Raw genomic sequence first — 17,861 nt, forward strand, 5'->3', positions numbered from 1 at the left:
CCCCGTCCCGCGCGGACCGGCGGCGGAGACGGAGGAGGAGGCCGACCAGCGGGAGGGTGCCGCCGGCGCGGCCGGCGGGATCCTGCGCGCCGCCGGCACGATGGCGGTCGCCACGCTCGTCTCCCGGATCACCGGCCTGCTCCGCACGATGGTGCTCGTCGCCGCGATCGGCGTGGCGGCGGTCGGCGACGCGTACAACACGGCGAACACGCTGCCGAACATCGTCTACGAGCTGCTGCTCGGTGGGGTGCTCGCCTCCGTCGTCGTCCCGCTGCTGGTGCACGCCCAGGAACGTGACCGGGACGGCGGTACCGCCTACGCCCAGCGGCTCAGCACGATCGCGATCTCCGGGCTGGTCGTGGTGACCGCGCTGGCCGTGCTCGCCGCTCCGCTGCTGACCCGGCTCTACGGGATCGTGGACGACCCCGAGCAGGTGCAGCTGGCCAACTGGCTGGCGCGCATCCTGCTGATCGAGATCGTCTTCTACGGGATCGGCGCGCTCGCCCAGGCCATCCTCAACTCCCGGGGGTCTTCGGGCCGCCCGCCTGGGCGCCGGTGCTCAACAACGTCGTCGTCATCGCGACCTGCCTGCTGTTCCTCGCCGCCAGCGGCCCGGGCGAGCTCACCCCGGTCACCATCACCCCGTTCCAGGTGTGGCTGCTCGGGATCGGGACCACCCTCGGCATCGCGGTCCAGGCGCTGGTACTGCTCCCCTGCTGCGCGGGGTCGGGGTGCCCCTGCGCCCGCGCTGGGGGCTGAAGAACACCGGGCTGCGCGAGGCGGGGACCCTCGGCCTCTGGGTGGTCGCCTACTCGGGGGTCAGCGCGATCGGGGTCGCCGTGGCGATCCGCATCGCCAACGAGGCCGGCCGGGAGGGCGGCCTGGGCTCGCTGGCCTTCGCCAACGCCAGCCTGCTGTTCCAGATGCCCTACGGGATCATCGGCGTGGCCCTGCTCACGGCGCTGCTGCCCCGGATGAGCCGGGCGGCCGCGCGGCACGACTCCCCGGCCGTCGTCGAGGACCTCTCCCTCGGAACCCGGCTGTCGGCGCTCGGCCTGCTGCCCGTGACGGCCGTCCTGGTCGTGCTGGGACCCCCGCTCGGCATCCTGGCCTTCGCGCGGGGCGAGACGACGGTGGCGCAGGCCGAGGGGATCGGCACGGCGCTGGCCATCGGTGCCTTCGGGTTGCTCCCGATGGCCGTCACGCTGCTCCAGCTCCGGGTCTTCTACGCGATGAAGGACGCCCGGACGCCGACGCTCATCCAGCTCGGCATGGTCTCCGTCCGCGTGCCCCTGCTGCTGCTCGTGCCCGCCGTCGTCGAACCGGAGCACGTCGTCGCCGGCCTGATGCTCGTCACCAGCATCACCTACGTGGCGGGCTGGGTCATCGGAGACCTCGCGCTGCGCCGCCGCCTGGGCGGCCTGCAGACGGGGGCGACGTTCGGCCCGCTGCTGCGCATGGCCGCCGTCTCGATCGTCGCCGGCCTCGTCGGCTGGCTTGTCCGGAACGTGACCGACGACCTCGTCGGCACGTCGTCCACAGGGTCGCTCGTGACGGTCCTGGTCGGTACCGTGGTCATCGGCGGCGTGGCTCTCGCAGGTCTCGTGATCGCCCGCGTCCCCGAGATCCGGGAGCCCTGGGCAGCACTCAGGGGACGGAAGGGACGCGGATGACCGAATCCTCGCGGGACGCGTCGCCACCGTCGGAGCGCACGCGCCGGCGGCCGCAACAGGACAGGGGTCGACAGTGTCGATGACATCGACGACCACCGGACTTCCTGACCGTTACCGGCCGATCGACCAGATCGGTCCGGACGAGGCGACGCCCACCGGGGTCATCCAGTGCTGGCGAGCCAAGGACCGCGTCCTCAACCGCGACGTGGCCATCCGTGTCCACACCCCCGCCGGCCCCGCTGCGCACGCCTGGATCAGCCGCGCCCTCACCGCCGGCGGACTGGCCACCCCCGCGCTGGCGATGGTCTACGACGCCTCGGAGGGTGTCGGGAGTGGGCCGGGGGCGACGCCGTGCCCGGGGCGCGGCCTATGTCGTCAACGAGTGGATCGACGGCGAGACGCTGGCCGAACGGCTGACCCGTGGACCCATGCCCGACCGCGAGGTGCGCACCGTCCTCCGCCGGCTGGCCGAGGGCGTCGCCGAAGCGCACCGGGTCGGCCTGGCCGTCGGCGGGCTGACCCCCGACAACGTCGTGCTCCGCCCCAACGGGCTGGTGGGCCTCGGGCCGTCCCGGCCGCCACCGGCACCATCGACGGCGACATCGCCGCGCTGGGGGCGCTGCTCGAGGCGTGCCTGACCGGCCTGGACCCCGCTCAGCCCGGCGTGCGCCGGCTCACCGGCCCGTCGGACCTGGTGGCCCTGGTGCGTCGAGCCCGCTCGACCGAGCCCGGCCAGGGTCTGTCCAGCGTGGCCGCGATGGCCTCGCTGCTGTCCGAGCGGTCCCGCCCGGGCCCGATGTCGGCGGCCGCGCGCGCCGAGGAGACCGACAGCGGCTGGCTCCGCCGTCTTCGCGACCGCCGCCCCGACCAGGCCGACCACCCGGTCGACGGCGCCCCCGCGGCTCGGACGGCGAGCCGGTCCGGCTGCACCCGCAGACGCTGCCCCCGTCCCGCCGGTGCGACCGGTCACCGGCACCCCCGTCCTCCCGGGCGCACTCGGTGGCGACACGATCGCGGCCGGCTCCGTCGCGCCCTCCGGCGGGGCCTATGCCGGCTCCGCGTTCCCCGCGCCCCCTGACCGCCGCGACGACGAGCCGCTCGACGTGCTGGACGACGACGCGTACGGCGGCCGCTACGACGAACCCCTGCACGACGATGACGAGGAGGACGGCGCCCGGCGGCACCGGCTCGTCGTCATCGGCCTGCCACTGCTCGCCCTGCTCGTGGTGGTCGCGCTGGCCTGGTGGTTCGGCAAGGGCGTCATCTCCGTCGCCGGGGACGTCGACGAGACGCCCGGGTCCACCCCGTCGGTGAGCGCTCCCACGGCCGGCTCCGAGGAACCGGCCGCCCCCGCCGGCGATCCCGTCCCGATCGCCGGTGGTGAGGTGTTCGACCCACAGGGCGACGGCGATCCCGACAACCCCGGCAGCGTGCCGCAGGCCTTCGACGGCGATCCGGCGACCGCGTGGTCGACGTACGAGTACCGGGGTTCCCCGGCCTTCGGCAACCTGAAGGACGGGGTCGGCCTGGTGCTGGACCTGGGGTCGCCCCAGCAGATCGCGGCGGTCACGCTCAGCAGCCCGACGCCCGGCGCCACCGTCGAGATCCGCACCGCCGACACCGCGGCCGCGAACGTGGACTCCTTCGGCGTCGTCGCCAGCGGCGAGCTCGACGAATTGACGGAGCTCGCCCTGGCCGAGCCGGTCACGGCCCGGTACGTCCTGGTGTGGCTGACCGGTCTGGTCCCCAGCGAGGGCGGCTTCTCGGCCAGCCTGGGCGAGGTCTCGGTCACCTCCGCAGGCTGAGGCACAACCTCCTCCTCCCCACCCCTCGCCCGCCCGGGGCGGTGGCCGGGAGGGGCCGCGCACGGGGACCAGGGAATGCGCCCCCTACGATCCTCGTTGTGCCGCCCGTGACTGATTTCCCCACGCCTGGTCCCGCCGTGACGACGGAGGAGATCGAGAACCCCGTGATCCCGCCGGCCGAGCACGACGGCGTCCGTGACCTGATCATCATCGGGTCCGGTCCGGCCGGGTACACCGCCGCCACCTACGCCGCGCGCGCCAACCTCCACCCCTGGTGTTCGAGGGCTCGCAGTTCGGCGGCGCACTGATGACCACCACCGAGGTCGAGAACTTCCCCGGCTTTCCGGAGGGCATCCAGGGGCCGCAGCTCATGGACGACATGCGCACCCAGGCCGAGAAGTTCGGCGCCCAGCTGGAGCCGCGCGACGTCACCGAGGTCGACCTCACCGTCGATCCCAAGATCGTCAAGGTCGGCTCGGACGTGTACCGCGCCCACGCCGTCGTCGTCGCCACCGGTTCCAAGTACCGGTACCTCGGCCTGGAAAACGAGCAGCGCCTGCTCGGACGCGGTGTCTCGGCCTGCGCCACCTGTGACGGGTTCTTCTTCCGCGACCAGGACATCGTCGTGGTCGGCGGCGGCGACTCGGCGATGGAGGAGGCCACCTTCCTCACCCGCTTCGCCAAGAGCGTCACCGTCGTCCACCGGCGCACCGAGCTGCGTGCCTCCAAGATCATGGTGAAGCGGGCGCAGGACAACGAGAAGATCCGCTGGGCGCTCGGCAAGCAGGTCACCGAGGTCCTCGGCGAGAGCACCGTCGACGGCGTCCAGATCACCGACGTCGACACCGGGGCCACCGAGACCCTGCCGGTCAACGGCATGTTCGTGGCCATCGGCCACGACCCCCGCAGCGAGCTCTTCGCCGGCCAGCTCAAGCTCGACGACGAGGGCTACATCCAGGTCGAGCACCCCAGCACCCGCACCAACATCGACGGTGTCTTCGCCTGCGGTGACGTGGTCGACCACATCTACCGGCAGGCCATCACCTCGGCCGGCACCGGCGCGGCCGCGGCGATCGACGCCGAGCGGTGGCTGGCCGACACGTTCGACGAAAGGTGAGAACCCCTCTGCCCCCGCAGGCTCGCGGCGGGATCCTGCAGAGGGCCGGGGCAAGGAAGAGAACGGGCGTCCTGGCGGTTGACCGCACAGGACTTCGAGCAAGCGGACGAGAGGGAGAACGACCGATGGCAGGCAACACCGTGACGGTCACCGACACCAGCTTCGCCAACGACGTGCTGGGCAGCGACAAGCCCGTGCTCGTGGACTTCTGGGCTGAGTGGTGCGGCCCCTGCAAGATGGTCGCCCCCGTCCTCGAGGAGATCGCCGCCGAGCACGGCGACAAGCTCACGATCGCCAAGCTGAACATCGACGAGAACCCGCAGATCGCCCGCGACTACCAGGTCATGTCGATCCCGACCATGACGGTGTTCCAGGGCGGCAAGCCGGTGAAGAGCATCATCGGAGCCAAGCCCAAGGGCGCGATCCTCAACGACCTCGCCGACTACATCAGCTGACGAAGGACCTACCTGCCCCCAGCGCTCGCACGCTCGCGGCGGGACACTGCAGGCACGCCCAAGGTGACGCCGAGCAGACGAGGGCCCGCCCGTCCACCCGGATGGGCGGGCCCTTGCTCGTCCGGGTGGACCCCGGTGGGCCGTCACGGTCCGCGAGGACGACAATCGTCAGCACGATGGGAGCCGACAGCCGTATGCAGATCCTGAGGCTCGGGGACCGCGGGGCCGCCGTTGCCGACGTCCAGACGGCGCTCCGGAGCCTCGGCCTTCTCCCCGACGTGAACGGTACTGCCGTGCCCCGGCCCCCGCAGGCCATGGCCACCCTCCCGAACGTCGCCCTGGACTCGGCGGTCTTCGACGAGGCGACGGAGCTCGCGGTCCGGCACTTCCAGCAGAACCGCGGCCTGTCGGTCGACGGGCGGGTGGGCGAGGAGACCTACCGGGCGCTGAACGAGGCCCGCTGGTCGCTGGGTGACCGCCTGCTGCGGTACGACCCCGAGCGGCGGATCCGCGGCGACGACGTGATCAACCTGCAGGAACGGGTGCACGAGCTCGGCTACGACGCCGGGCCGGTGGACGGGGTGTTCGGGCCGGAGACCGAGCGAGGTCTGCGCGCCTTCCAGCGCGACTACGGGCTCACCGCCGACGGGACGTGCGGTCCGGCCACCCTGCGTGCCCTGCGCCAGCTGGGCCGCAAGGTCACCGGCGGCCGGCCGCAGCTGCTGCGGCAGAGCGCATCGTTCGTGGAGAGCGGGCCGCACCTCATCGGCCGGCGCATCGTGGTCGACCCGGGGCACGGCGGCGAGGACCCCGGGTACATCGCGGGGAGACCACCGAGGCCGACCTGGTCTTCGACCTGGCCTCCCGCATCGAGGGCCGGCTCGCCGCGGCCGGAGCGACGGTCTACCTGACCCGCGGGCGGCACCAGAACCCCTCGCCCGCCGAGCGGACGGCGTTCGCCAACGACGCCCGCGCCGACCTGTTCATCGCCCTGCACCTGGACGCGCACAGCTCCGAGCACGCCCGCGGTGTGGCCAGCTACTACTACGGCACGGGGTCGGGCGCCTCGTCGACCGTCGGCGAGCAGTTCGCCAACCTGGCGCGCCGCGAGGTCCTCGCCCGCACCGGCATGCTCGACCTCGGCTCGCACCCCAAGACCTGGGACCTGCTCCGGATGACCCGGTCGCCGGCCGTCCGCCTCGACTGCGGCTACCTGAGCCACCCGGTGGACCGCTTGCTGCTGCTGGACGCCCGCGTCCGCAGCGCCGTCGCCTCCGCCGTCCTGGCCGCCGTCCAGCGCCTCTACCTGCCCGCCGAGGCCGACCCCCGACCGGCACCTTCGTGCTGCCGGAGCGGATCTGAGCCCCGTCACTGCGGTACTCCTGACGCACCGCGACCAGGTGCCGTCCCTGCCGTGCGCTGAGCCGCTGCGTCGTCCCGTCCCGGGACCCACGGGGGCCCCACTCGGGCCGACGATGAGCTGTGGCCCCGGTGTCGTCCGGAGGACGGCAGATCATTCAGTCCAGTGACTCCGGGAGGCCCGCCCCCGGCTCTCGCCGCGTCCCTACACTCGGAGGGTGCCCACCACTCCGCCCGGCCCACCCGCCGGTCCCGGTCAGCCGGGGACGCACCTGACGCACGGTGCGCATCCCCACGTCGTCCCGCGGCATCCGCGCCTGGACCCCCTGGCCGACCGGTACGCAGCACGCACCCACGGCATGAAGAGCTCGGAGATCCGGGCCCTCTTCTCCGTCGTGAGCCGGCCCGAGGTGGTCTCCTGGCCGGCGGCATGCCCGCGGTCACCGCGCTGCCGCTGGACGCCGTCGGGTCGATGATCGGCGAACTGGTGTCCGGGATGGGGGCGCAGACCCTGCAGTACGGCTCGGGGCAGGGCGATCCCCGGTTGCGCGAGCGGATCTGCGACGTCATGGCCCTGGAGGGCATCACCGACGCCTCACCGAGCGAGGTCGTGGTCACCGTGGGCTCGCAGCAGGGCCTGGACCTCGTCACCCGCGTGTTCGTCGACCCCGGTGACGTCATCCTCGCCGAGGCGCCCTCCTACGTCGGCGCCCTGGGCGTCTTCCAGTCCGCCGAGGCGCGCGTCCGGCACGTCGCCATGGACGACGACGGCCTGATCCCGGAGGCCCTGGAGCAGGCGCTGATCGAGTGCCGGGCCGCCGGCGACCGGGTGAAGTTCCTCTACACGGTGCCGAACTTCCACAACCCGGCCGGCATCACCCTGGCCGAGCCACGCCGCGAGGCGATCATGGCGATCGCCGAGCGCCACGACCTGCTGATCATCGAGGACAACCCGTACGGGCTGCTCGGCTTCGACCACGAGCCGATGCGGGCGCTGCGGGCCCGCGACTCCCAGCGGGTGATCTACCTGGGGTCCTTCTCCAAGACCTTCTCCCCGGCCTGCGGGTCGGCTGGGTGCTCGCCCCGCTCGCCGTCCGGGAGAAGCTCGTCCTGGCGACGGAGGCGCAGGTGCTCTGCCCGCCCTCGCTGACCCAGTACGCCGTGGCCCGGTACCTGGACACCCAACCCTGGCGCGAGCAGATCAAGCTGTTCACCGAGCTCTACCGCGAGCGGCGGGACGCCTGCCTGGAGTCCCTGGACGCCATGATGCCGGCAGGCACCACGTGGACCCGCCCCGATGGCGGCTTCTACGTCTGGTTGAAGCTGCCGCACGGCCTCGACGCGAAGCTCATGCAGCCCCGGGCGGTGAACGCGCTGGTCGCGTACGTGCCGGGCATCGGCTTCTACGCCGACGGCGGCGGCCGCGAGTACATGCGGCTGTCCTACTGCTACCCGGAGCCGGACCAGATCCGCGAGGGCGTGCGCCGCCTGGCCCGGGTCATCGAGGCGGAGCTGGATCTGCACTCCACGTTCGACGCCGTCGACACCGGCGCCTTCCGGGCCGTCCCCGCTCCGGCGGCGGGCACGACGCCGAGACGATGGTCGGGCCGGCCAACAGCGACACCTACGAGGACGGACGGGCATGACCCATCCCTCAGCCGAGCGGCCGACGGCCACTTCTCCCGCACCGGATGCGACCGGTCCCGCCGGGCTGCGCGCCGTCGTCCTCAGCGGCGGTCTGACCTTCGAGCGCGAGGTCAGCCTCTCCTCCGGGACCCAGGTCTGGGAGGAGCTGGTCCGGGCCGGGGTGGACGCGGAGATCCGCGACGCCGACGCCGACCTGCTGCCCGGGCTGGCCGCCTCGCCCGCCGATGCTGTCTTCATCGCCCTGCACGGCGCGACGGGGAGGACGGCGCGCTGCGCGCGGTGCTCGACCTCGCGGGCGTGCCCTACGTCGGGTCACCGGCCGCCGCATGCCGGCTGGCCTGGGACAAGCCGGCCGCCAAGTCCGTCGTCCGCGCCGCAGGGCGACGACCCCGGACTGGGTGGCGCTGCCGCACAGCACCTTCCGCGAGCTGGGCGCCGGGGCCGTCCTCGACCTCATGGTCGCCCGCCTGGGGCTGCCGCTGATCGTGAAGCCCGCCTCCGGGGGCTCGGCGCTCGGCGTGCAGAAGGTGGCGAACGTGGAGGAGCTCCCGGCCGCCATGGTCAGCTGCTTCGCCTACGGCGACACGGTCATGGTCGAGCGCTACGTCGAAGGGACGGAGCTCGCCATCTCGGTCATCGACCTGGGGAGGGCCCGCAGGCGCTCCCGGCCGTGGAGATCGTCCCGGCGTCCGGTGTCTTCGACTACACCGCGCGGTACACGCCGGGCCTGACCGAGTACCACGCACCGGCCCGTGTCTCCGACGAGGTCGCCGGTCGCGCTGCCGCGCTGGCCGTCCGGGTGCACGAGGCGCTGGGGCTGGCCGACCTCAGCCGGACCGACGCGATCGTCTCGCCGGACGGTGAGGTGCACTTCCTCGAGGTGAACGTCTCCCCGGGCCTCACCGAGACCTCGATGTTCCCCATGTCGGTCGAAGCGGCCGGCTACGAGCTCGGTGAGGTCCTCGCCCGGCTACTCGCCGGACGGGCTCGTAGCACGCGCTGACGAAGGACCCCGCGACCCCACGACTCGGACGCTCGCCGCGGTCTCCGCAGCAGAGGCCTTGCGTCAGTGACGTAACCGGCCCACGCACACGGGTGGGCTGGAATCAGACCTCCGGGCGGCGTCCCGTGATCTCCGGGGCCATGACGCCGATGATCCGCTGCAGGTCGTCGACCGAGCCGAACTCGACGACGATCTTCCCCTTCGAGCGCCCGATCTGGATCTTGACGTTCGTCTCGAACCGGTCGGAGAGCCGCGACCCGAGCTCCTCGACGCCCGGCGCCGAGATGTTGCGCGCACGCCGCTTGGCGGTCGGACGCTCGACGGCCGCCATCGCGACCGCTTCCTCGGTGGCCCGGACCGACATGCCCTCGGCCACGATCCGGGTGGCGAGCGCGTCCTGTGCCTCGGCGTCCGGGAGCCCCAGCAGTGCCCGGGCGTGCCCGGCGGAGATCACCCCGGCGGCTACCCGGGTCTGCACCTTCACCGGCAGCTTCATCAGCCGGATCGTGTTGGTGACCTGCGACCGGCTCCGCCCGATCCGGGTGGCGAGCTCTTCGTGCGTGGCGCCGAACTCCTCGAGGAGCTGCTGGTAGGCGGCCGCCTCCTCGAGCGGGTTCAGCTGGACACGGTGGATGTTCTCCAGCAGCGCGTCGCGCAGCATGGCGTCGTCCGTCGTGTCGCGCACGATCGCCGGGACGGTCTCCAGCCCTGCGACCCGGGCCGCGCGCAGTCGACGCTCGCCCATGATGAGCTCGTAGGCGCCCTCGCCGTTCTCGCGGACGACGATCGGCTGCAGCAGCCCGAACTCCTTGACGCTGTGCGCGAGCTCCTCGAGCGCCTCGTCGTCGAAGACCTGGCGCGGCTGCTTCGGGTTGGGGACGACCGACGTCACGGCCACCTCGCGGAGCTGCGCCCCGGGGACGCCGACGGCGCTGACGCCGTCGTCCGCCGGTCGCACCGGCGCCGCGTCGGAGCCACCGCGCTCCGACGGCGGATCCGGGACCAGCGAGACGGCCGGCGCATCCACGGCAGGGCCCGCCGGAGGCGCCGACTGGGCCGCGGGAGCAGCCGCGGCTGCCGCCGTGTGCTCCGGAGGAGCGCTGGTGGGGATGAGGGCCGCCAGACCCCGGCCCAGGCCGCCGCGCTTGCTCATGACCGCTCTCCGCTCACCCGTGGCTTCGTTCACGAACTCTCCTGCGTGCTGACTGCGTGCTGGGTGACCGGCGGTGGCGCCATGCCGGCCATGCCCGGGCGATCGAGCGGCGGGAGATCCACTCCGCGCTCGGCGAGCTGGCGGGCGGCCTCGACGTAGCTGGTCGACCCGCGGGATCCCGGGTCGTAGGTGAGCACCGACTGCCCGTAGCCGGGAGCTTCGGAGACCCGGACGTTGCGCGGGATCACCGCAGGCAGGACCAGCTCTCCGAAGTGGTTGCGCACCTCGTCCGCGACCTGGTCGGCGAGCTTGGTCCGCCCGTCGTACATGGTGAGCAGGATCGTCCGGACCGAGATCCCCGGGTTGAGGTGCTGGCGGACGAGGTCGATGTTGTTGAGCAGCTGTCCCAGGCCCTCCAGCGCGTAGTACTCGCACTGGATGGGGATGAGCACCTCGTCGCCGGCCACCAGCGCGTTGAGGGTGAGCAACCCCAGGGACGGCGGGCAGTCGATCAGGACGTAGTGCGGGCGCTGCTCGGGCGGCAGCTCGTGGACGTAGGCCTCGATCGCCCGGCGCAGGCGGTGCTCACGGGCGACCACCGAGACCAGCTCGATCTCCGCGCCCGCCAGGTCGATCGTGGCCGGCACGCACAGCAGCTTCGGGCTCGCCGTCGTGGGGTGGACGACCTCACCCAGGGAGTTGTCGCCGACGAGGGCGTCGTACACCGACGGCGTCCCCACGGTGTGCTCCACACCGAGAGCGGTGCTGGCGTTGCCCTGGGGGTCCAGATCGATCACCAGGGTGCGCAGCCCGTAGAGCGCCAGCGCCACCCCCAGGTTGACCGTCGACGTGGTCTTCCCGACACCGCCCTTCTGGTTGGCGATGGTGATGACGCGGATCCGGCTCGGCACCGGGAAGGGGTCCTGGTCGGCAGCGTGGAGAACCCGGGTGGCGCGGAGCGCCTCCATGGCGATCGGACTGTCGAAGTCGGCGGCGCTGCCCGTGGACGGGGACGACTGGTCGGCAGCGAGGCTGCTGCGCAGCCGTTCGCCGGGGTCGCTCATCGCGGGTCCTTCCTGCAGCGCTGGTCGAACGTGCACAGTCGTTTCACGTGGAACGCGGGTCGCGCATGGCGGTACCTGTTCCACGTGGAACAGCGGACGGGCACGTCCTGCCAGGGCGCCGTCACCGTGCTCCGCGCGTCATGACCACCACGGTAGTGGCAGCGTCCCCCAGCTCTGCACCGACGGCACGCGGATGTATGTCTCGCATGCCCGCGGCCTCCAGTTCGGGTCGCATCCGGGGTAGTTCCTCGAGCGCACGAGCACCGACGAGGGCGACGAGTTGGGTGCCGGGCCGCATGAGGCCCCGGCACCACCCGACGAGACGAGGGAGGGAGCGACCGCACGGGCCGTGACGACGTCGACCGCGCCGACCGCCGTTCCCACCGAGCGCTCCTCGGCGCGGCCGCGGACCACCCGCCACGGAAGGCCTTCTGGGCCCGCCAGGGCGCCCAGCTCAGCCAGGGTCTGGTCCAGGAACTCCACCCGTCGGGCCATGGGCTCGACCAACGTGAGCGTCACGTCCGGTCGGGCGAGGCCGAGGGGATACCGGGCAGGCCGGCCCCGCTCCCGACGTCGACCACGTGTGCCCCCGGGGACCGCCTCCGCCACCGCCGCGCTGTTGAGGACGTGCCGTTCCCACAACCGCGACACCTCGCGAGGGCCGATCAGCCCACGGATCACACCGTCCGACGCCAGGTGAGCGACGTACCGTTCGGCCAGCGGGAGAGCAGGGCCGAACACCCGCTCGGCGGACGAGGGGTGACCGGCGGGCCGCCGGACCCTGCGGCTGGATGGCTCACGCCGCCTCCTCGCTAGCGCTCGCCAGCTCGCTCACGTGACGGTCACGCGTCGGGCAGGACCACGACGCGACGGTTCGGCTCCTCGCCCTCGGACTCGCTGTGCACACCGGAGACCGAGGCGATGACGTCGTGGACGACCTTGCGCTCGAACGGGTTCATCGGTGACAGCCGCTCCGGCTGACCGCTGGAGGCGACCCGGCGGGCGGTCTCCCGGCCAGGGCCGAGAGGTCGGCGCGGCGTCGTGCCCGGAACTCACCGATGTCCAGCATGAGCCGGCTGCGCACACCCGTCGACTGAGCCACCGCCAGACGGGTGAGCTCCTGGAGAGCCTCCAGGGTCGCGCCGTCGGGCCCGATGAGGTCGGTCAGCTTTCCGCCGACGATCGCGACCGAGGCGCGGTCGCCCTCGACGTCGAGGTCGATGTCACCGTCCTTGTCGAGGATGTCCAGGAGCCGCTCGAGGTAGTCCCCTGCGACGTCGCCCTCCCGGACCAGCAGGTCGCCGTCCTCCTCGTCGTCCTCGTCCTCCTCATCGGCCTCCTCCGCCCCATCGGCCACGGGCTCGACGACGGCGTCGGCGCTCAGGGCGTCGTCGACGGCCAGGTCGGGGTCACCGACGCCGCTGGCGGCCGGCGTGAGCACGGTGCCGGGCGCGGCGGTGCTCGACGGAGCCGAACCCGACGGCGCGGTGCCGGAGGGAGCGGTGTCGGCGGTGACGGTGTCGGTGGGGTGCTGCGGTGCACTCACGGGGTTTCCTCCCAGGTCGGTGCGGGCGGCCGGGCGAACCCGGTGGTCGAGGGCGTCGATCTCCGACGCGCGGGGCTGGTCAGCGACGCTTGCGCTTGCCCCGGTTGGGCGGTGACTGCCCGGCCTTCGTGGCGCCGCCGGACTGCTTGCCCGGCGGGCGGCCGTTCGGCGTCCCGCGGTCCGGCGGCGAGGCGGCGTCGGGGGCCCCGTCGACAGTGGTGGGCGTGGCCGGGGAGCGACCGGCCGGCCACTCTTGGGTCGGACCGGCTTGGCCCCGGGCTTGGGCGCGAGTGTCTTGGGATCGATGACGGGCTTGTCGGCATCGGCCTTCGCCTTGGCGGCGTCGGACCCGGGCGGGGGCATCTTCCGCAGGATGAAGAACTGCTGGCCGAGCGTCCAGAGGTTGTTGGTGAACCAGTAGAGGAGGACGCCGATCGGGAAGAGGAACCCGGACACGAACAGACCGGCCGGCATGACGTACAGCAGGATCTTCTGCACCATCGCGGCCTGACCCTCGACCGGGCCCGAGCGCCGCATGATCTGCTTCTGCGTGTAGTACGTCGTGAAGCACATGATCACGATCAGCACGAACGCGACGATGCGGATGTTGGTGTAGGTGACGCCCTCGATGTCGAGGATCGCGGCTTCCTTGGCGCCGCTCATGTTGAACGACGAGGAGATCGGCGCACCGAAGAGCTGGGCGCGAGCCGCCTGGTCGGTCAGCTCGTCCGACCAGCTGTAGAGCCCCTGCTTGTCCGGGGCGAGCCGGCGCAGGACGTGGAACAGCGACAGGAAGACCGGGATCTGCGGCAGGATCGGCAGGCACCCGGCCAGGGGTTGACCCCGCGCTCCTTCATGAGCGCCTGCTGGGCGACGGCCATGCCCTGCCGGTCGCTGCCGTACTGCTTGCGCAGCTTGGCCAGCTCCGGCTGGAGCTCCTGCATCGCCCGCTGCGACTTGATCTGCTTGACGAAGAGCGGGAAGAGGATCAACCGGATCGTCACCACGAGGAAGACGATCGCCAGCACCCAGGACAACCCACCCAGGGCCGACTCGGCCGGTGGGTTGCCGAAGACCAGGTCCCACAGCGAGTGCCACCGCGCCATCACCCAGGAGATGCCGGTGTACAGCCAGTCAAGCAACGGAGGACTCCTCGTTCGCCCGGCGGGGATCCGGCGGGGCGGCTCGGTGGGGACGTCGACGGGCGGACGGCTCGGTGCCGTCCCCCGGGGACGGCGACGCTGCAGTGCTCGACGAGTGGCTGACCTGTGCGGTTCCGGACGCGCCTCGGCGCGCGGGAACGACGTCGACGCCGCCCGGGTGCCACGGCGCGCACTTCGCCAGCCGGCGCAGCGCGAGCCAGGTGCCGCGAGCGGCGCCGTGCACCTCCACGGCCTCGGCGGCGTACGCGCTGCAGGTCGGGTAGAAGCGGCACCGCGGCGGCAGCGCAGGGCTGATCGCGCGCGAGTAGAAGCGGATCGCCGCGAGGAGAGCCCGCCTCGTCATCGGTCCCGGGCCCGATCACCCAGCAGGCGGTCCAGCCCCGACACCAGGTCCCGGTGCAGGACCTCAGACGTCGCCGTGCCGGCCTCCGGCCGCGCGCGGACGACGAGGTCGGCGGTCGGGGGAGGCGGTGCAGTTCGTCGCGCACCACGGCGCGGAGCCGACGGGTCACCCGGTGGCGGACCACCGAGTTGCCGACGGCCTTGCCGACGACGAAACCGGCCCGGGCAGCGGATGGCTGCGTGGACACCGGAGCATCGGACGCATGACCGTTCCGCACAGCCGACGGATCGTCGGCCTGCTCGGGCCGTTCAGCGAGGAGGTGGAGGACCATGGTCGGCCGCCCGGCGCGCCTGCCGGACCGGACGACCGCGGTGAACTCCGGCCGCCGGCGCAGGCGTGCCTGCGCGGGCAGCACGTCAGGCGGAGAGCTTCTCGCGACCCTTGCGCCGACGACCGGCGAGGATCGCCCGGCCCGCGCGGGTCCGCATCCGCAGCCGGAAGCCGTGGGTCTTGGACCGTCGGCGGTTGTTCGGCTGGAACGTGCGCTTGCTCACGAGGTACTCCCACTACATGACATCGGCGGTGCGCTCCCGCCGGTGGGCGGACGCGCGCCGGGGCCGGGACGGCGACGTGCCGGATCCCGACGACCCCGGAAGCTGGTCACTGCGAACGGCACCCCCTCCGCGCACCTGCACGAGCTACCGCGCGGATGGGGAGCGGAGACAGAACCCGCCCACAGACTCCGGCCAGCATAACCGAGGAAGTGCCGAGGCCGAAGACCGGGCGGATCGCGACCACTGATGGTGCATCCGCCCGGCCGTCCGATGGCAGCGGCGCGCCGGAGCCGACGCGCCCGGGCGCGTCGGTGGAGCGTTGCCGGGCTGTGGATGAGGCTGTTAGCGTCGCCGTCGCTCCGCGTCGGACCCCAGGGTCCCGTCGCGCGGGCCGACCCCTCGGTCAACCGACCGTCGAACCGTCCGTTTTCTCGCCCCCACTGGCCTCCGACCTGCAGCGATGTCGATCGGTGCCGGACCGGCGCCCGGGCCGGCAGCTCGCGTTGCCGACCGTGCACAGCCTGTGGACACCGGTGTGGACCCAGTGCGTCCGCGCATCCACAACGGAGTTCCGCAGACAGCGCCACCGTGTGCCGGCGGCGACCGGGGAGGAACGGCGCACCGGGGTCGACAACATGGGGAGGAAGAAGCGGCATGGCCGATGCCACGCTGGACCTGGCGACCGTCTGGGACCAGATCCGCGAGCGGCTGGCGACGAGCCTGTCCCCTCAGCAGAACGCGATGCTCAACCTGACCCGCCCGCTGGGTCTCGTCGAGGACACCGCCGTCCTCGCTGCTCCCAACGAGTTCACCCAGACCGTGCTCGAGTCCCGCATGCGCCGGGTGCTCGCGGAGGCCCTGTCGGAGCAGTTCGGTCGCGACATCCGCGTCGCCGTCCAGCTGGAGGACTCGCCGCCGGAGCCGGCGCCCGAGCCGCGCGACGCAGGACCCACCCGTCGGCCGTGGACCGCGGCCGAGGTGCAGCGTGCAGAGGAGGACCGCGCCAGTCGCGACCGGGCGGACGACGGGCGCAGCGCCTTCGGCGTCCGCACCGATGCCGTCGGTTCCGCGCCCTGGGAGCGGGACGGCATCGACGAGCGGCCGGTCCGCGCCGACTCCGAGGTGCGCGAGCTGCGCCCCGCCGACCGGGCGCCCGTCGACCGTGGTGCGCCGGGGGACTGGGCCACCACCTGGGGAAGCCAGCCCACCGGTCAGGACTGGGGCGGAGCCGAGGACGGCCGCTCCGCCGACGTCCTGCCCTTCGACGTCGAGGGCCACGACGAGCGCGGACGGCCCGCCGGCGGGGAAGCCGCGGACGCCGTCCCGATTCGGGCCGCCCGGCCGGCCTGGACCCCGGCATGAACCCGAAGTACGTGTTCGACAGTTTCGTCATCGGCAACAGCAACCGCTTCGCCCACGCCGCGGCGGTCGCCGTGGCCGAGGCGCCGGCGCGCGCCTACAACCCGCTGTTCATCTACGGCGAGTCCGGGCTGGGCAAGACGCACCTGCTGCACGCGATCGGGCACTACGCGGCGCGGATGTTCCCCAACGTCAAGGTGCGCTACGTCAGCACCGAGGAGTTCACCAACGAGTTCATCAACCTGGTGCACTCCGGCCGCGCCGAGGACTTCCGTCGTCGCTACCGGGACATCGACTTCCTGCTGATCGACGACATCCAGTTCCTCGAGCGCGCCGAGCGCACGCAGGAGGAGTTCTTCCACACGTTCAACACGCTGCACAACGCCAGCAAGCAGATCGTCATCACCTCCGACCGCGCCCCGAAGAAGCTCACGACGCTGGAGGACCGGCTGCGCACCCGGTTCGAGTGGGGCCTGATCACCGACGTCCAGGCGCCCGATCTGGAGACCCGGATCGCGATCCTCCGGAAGAAGGCCTGGGGCGAGCGGCTGCAGGTCCCCGACCCGGTGCTCGAGTTCATCGCGAGCAAGGTGCAGACCAACATCCGCGAGCTCGAGGGCGCGCTCATCCGGGTGACGGCGTTCGCCAGCCTCAACAAGCAGCAGGTCGACCTGCCGCTGGCCGAGCTCGTGCTCAAGGACCTGATCAGCGACGAGCAGGGCCCGCAGATCACCGCGGCGATCATCATGGCGGCGACCGCGGAGTACTTCTCCGTGACGATGGAGGAGCTGCAGGGCTCCAACCGCAGCCGCACGCTGGTCAACGCCCGGCAGATCGCGATGTACCTGTGCCGCGAGCTGACCGAGCTGTCCCTGCCCCGGATCGGTGCCTCGTTCGGTGGCAAGGACCACACCACGGTCATGCACGCCGTCAAGAAGATCACCAACCTGATGAGCGAGCGGCGGGCCACCTACACGCAGGTCACCGAGCTGACGGCCCGCATCAAGAGCCGCGCCCGCCAGTAGAAGCGGACGTCGGGGGCCGGTACGTGCTGGTTGGCGACGGCACTGGTCGACCGCCGTGACTCCTGGGGACGGCAGGGAGCCGGCGTGGATCGGTCGCGGGGCCCGGAGGGTCCCCGGCCGAGACATGGGCAGCGGCTCCACGGCGGCCGGGGACGGCACGTGGACGCGGTGTCGTCCGGAGGACGACAGAGTTGTCGCCCGCGGTGTCGTCCGGAGGACGACAGAGTGGTTGTCCCGGGGTTGTCCACAGCCGTGGACAGAAGTCGACACCGGAGAAGCCCTCGTCGGAGGCGGTCGCCGTCGCCGCCCGGCGAACGACCGTCGTCGACTCGTCGAGAAGTTGTCCCCAGGAATGTGCACAGGTTGGGGAGATCTCGTGCGCACCAGGTCACCTCCCGTCACCGGGGACCAGCGCCGGATCGAGGCCGCCGGCCAGGTCAGCCGCCCTTGACAAGGCTGTGAGCTGCAGTTATGCCGCTCGGCAGCATGTCCACCCACCTGGCACCTGGCCAGTCGGCCACTCTCTCCGGCGCGGGTCGGGCACGGCTGCGCGCAGCCTGGGGATGCAGCGGGGAGACGAAGGGGACAGAGGGTG

Annotated in this window: 18 protein-coding genes and 5 pseudogenes; 15 read left to right on the top strand and 8 right to left on the bottom strand. The window is 72.4% G+C overall.

All coding sequences use genetic code 11. From position 1 onward, the window contains the following. Window positions 1–148 precede the first annotated feature (148 nt). The 13 genes and pseudogenes from murJ to U6N30_RS29895 all read left to right on the top strand — a co-directional run bounded on the left by murJ (window position 149) and on the right by U6N30_RS29895 (window position 9,059). Window positions 149–1,673, top strand: a pseudogene (gene murJ, locus U6N30_RS29840) (murein biosynthesis integral membrane protein MurJ). A 215-nt stretch (window positions 1,674–1,888) separates the two neighbouring features. Then, window positions 1,889–2,311, top strand: coding sequence for a protein kinase family protein (locus tag U6N30_RS29845; RefSeq protein WP_324275123.1), 423 nt, complete (start codon window positions 1,889–1,891; stop codon window positions 2,309–2,311). A gap of 318 nt (window positions 2,312–2,629) precedes the next feature. Next, the gene (locus U6N30_RS29850; RefSeq protein ID WP_324275124.1) at window positions 2,630–3,478 is read left to right on the top strand and encodes a discoidin domain-containing protein; all 849 of its coding nucleotides are present in this window, start codon (window positions 2,630–2,632) and stop codon (window positions 3,476–3,478) included. 107 nt (window positions 3,479–3,585) lie between these two features. Beyond that, window positions 3,586–3,786 carry a hypothetical protein gene (locus U6N30_RS35865; protein WP_324275125.1) on the top strand — a complete coding sequence of 67 codons (201 nt, stop codon included), beginning with the start codon at window positions 3,586–3,588 and terminating at the stop codon, window positions 3,784–3,786. Beyond that, window positions 3,753–4,595 (top strand): thioredoxin-disulfide reductase, encoded by an 843-nt coding sequence (gene trxB / locus U6N30_RS29860; protein WP_324275126.1) that lies wholly within the window; start codon window positions 3,753–3,755, stop codon window positions 4,593–4,595. The genes U6N30_RS35865 and trxB overlap by 34 nt, the downstream gene beginning before the upstream one ends. 125 nt (window positions 4,596–4,720) lie before the next feature. Beyond that, a complete protein-coding gene (gene trxA, locus U6N30_RS29865; protein ID WP_324275127.1) occupies window positions 4,721–5,050 on the top strand; it encodes a thioredoxin in 330 nt (109 codons plus the stop codon). A gap of 194 nt (window positions 5,051–5,244) precedes the next feature. After that, window positions 5,245–5,301: pseudogene (locus tag U6N30_RS34920) on the top strand (hypothetical protein); the annotation flags it as partial. Window positions 5,302–5,343: 42 nt separating this feature from the next. Then, window positions 5,344–5,961 carry a peptidoglycan-binding domain-containing protein gene (locus tag U6N30_RS34925; protein WP_422678162.1) on the top strand — a complete coding sequence of 206 codons (618 nt, stop codon included), beginning with the start codon at window positions 5,344–5,346 and terminating at the stop codon, window positions 5,959–5,961. Further along, on the top strand, window positions 5,895–6,473 hold the full coding sequence (locus tag U6N30_RS29875; protein ID WP_422678163.1) for an N-acetylmuramoyl-L-alanine amidase family protein: 579 nt from the start codon (window positions 5,895–5,897) through the stop codon (window positions 6,471–6,473). Before U6N30_RS34925 ends, U6N30_RS29875 begins: the two co-directional genes overlap by 67 nt. Before the next feature lie 154 nt (window positions 6,474–6,627). Beyond that, window positions 6,628–6,885 (top strand): hypothetical protein, encoded by a 258-nt coding sequence (locus tag U6N30_RS29880; protein ID WP_324275129.1) that lies wholly within the window; start codon window positions 6,628–6,630, stop codon window positions 6,883–6,885. Window positions 6,886–6,905: 20 nt separating this feature from the next. Continuing rightward, window positions 6,906–8,539: pseudogene (locus U6N30_RS29885) on the top strand (aminotransferase-like domain-containing protein). Next, window positions 8,455–8,787 carry a D-alanine--D-alanine ligase family protein gene (locus tag U6N30_RS29890; protein ID WP_324275130.1) on the top strand — a complete coding sequence of 111 codons (333 nt, stop codon included), beginning with the start codon at window positions 8,455–8,457 and terminating at the stop codon, window positions 8,785–8,787. Before U6N30_RS29885 ends, U6N30_RS29890 begins: the two are co-directional and overlap by 85 nt. Beyond that, window positions 8,727–9,059 carry a D-alanine--D-alanine ligase family protein gene (locus U6N30_RS29895; RefSeq protein WP_324275131.1) on the top strand — a complete coding sequence of 111 codons (333 nt, stop codon included), beginning with the start codon at window positions 8,727–8,729 and terminating at the stop codon, window positions 9,057–9,059. Before U6N30_RS29890 ends, U6N30_RS29895 begins: the two co-directional genes overlap by 61 nt. A gap of 103 nt (window positions 9,060–9,162) precedes the next feature. On the opposite strand, the gene U6N30_RS29900 is transcribed toward U6N30_RS29895, so the two are convergent. The 8 genes and pseudogenes from U6N30_RS29900 to rpmH all read right to left on the bottom strand — a co-directional run bounded on the left by U6N30_RS29900 (window position 9,163) and on the right by rpmH (window position 14,882). Next, window positions 9,163–10,245: a ParB/RepB/Spo0J family partition protein gene (locus U6N30_RS29900; RefSeq protein ID WP_324275132.1), complete on the bottom strand. Its 1,083-nt coding sequence runs from the start codon at window positions 10,243–10,245 to the stop codon at window positions 9,163–9,165. Next, on the bottom strand, window positions 10,242–11,276 hold the full coding sequence (locus U6N30_RS29905; protein ID WP_324275133.1) for a ParA family protein: 1,035 nt from the start codon (window positions 11,274–11,276) through the stop codon (window positions 10,242–10,244). Before U6N30_RS29905 ends, U6N30_RS29900 begins: the two co-directional genes overlap by 4 nt. Window positions 11,277–11,414: 138 nt before the next feature. After that, on the bottom strand, window positions 11,415–12,017 hold the full coding sequence (locus U6N30_RS29910; protein WP_324275134.1) for a 16S rRNA (guanine(527)-N(7))-methyltransferase RsmG: 603 nt from the start codon (window positions 12,015–12,017) through the stop codon (window positions 11,415–11,417). Window positions 12,018–12,118: 101 nt separating this feature from the next. Next, entirely contained in the window at window positions 12,119–12,235 is a 117-nt protein-coding gene (locus U6N30_RS29915) for a R3H domain-containing nucleic acid-binding protein (protein WP_324275135.1), read from the bottom strand. Continuing rightward, window positions 12,232–13,928: pseudogene (gene yidC / locus U6N30_RS29920) on the bottom strand (membrane protein insertase YidC). Before yidC ends, U6N30_RS29915 begins: the two are co-directional and overlap by 4 nt. A gap of 28 nt (window positions 13,929–13,956) precedes the next feature. Beyond that, on the bottom strand, window positions 13,957–14,328 hold the full coding sequence (gene yidD / locus U6N30_RS29930; RefSeq protein ID WP_324275137.1) for a membrane protein insertion efficiency factor YidD: 372 nt from the start codon (window positions 14,326–14,328) through the stop codon (window positions 13,957–13,959). A 178-nt stretch (window positions 14,329–14,506) separates the two neighbouring features. Next, a pseudogene (locus tag U6N30_RS35870) lies at window positions 14,507–14,743 on the bottom strand (ribonuclease P protein component); the annotation flags it as partial. Between the two features lies 1 nt (window position 14,744). Beyond that, a complete protein-coding gene (rpmH, locus tag U6N30_RS29940; RefSeq protein WP_040338882.1) occupies window positions 14,745–14,882 on the bottom strand; it encodes a 50S ribosomal protein L34 in 138 nt (45 codons plus the stop codon). A 654-nt stretch (window positions 14,883–15,536) separates the two neighbouring features. Here rpmH and U6N30_RS29945 point away from each other — a divergent pair. Continuing rightward, on the top strand, window positions 15,537–16,244 hold the full coding sequence (locus tag U6N30_RS29945) for a chromosomal replication initiator protein DnaA (protein WP_324275138.1): 708 nt from the start codon (window positions 15,537–15,539) through the stop codon (window positions 16,242–16,244). Continuing rightward, a complete protein-coding gene (gene dnaA, locus U6N30_RS29950; protein ID WP_324275139.1) occupies window positions 16,241–17,266 on the top strand; it encodes a chromosomal replication initiator protein DnaA in 1,026 nt (341 codons plus the stop codon). The genes U6N30_RS29945 and dnaA overlap by 4 nt, the downstream gene beginning before the upstream one ends. The last annotated feature ends 595 nt before the right edge of the window (window positions 17,267–17,861 follow it).

The sequence above is a fragment of the Blastococcus brunescens genome (assembly GCF_035320885.1).
Classification (GTDB): Bacteria; Actinomycetota; Actinomycetes; order Mycobacteriales; family Geodermatophilaceae; genus Blastococcus_B; species Blastococcus_B brunescens.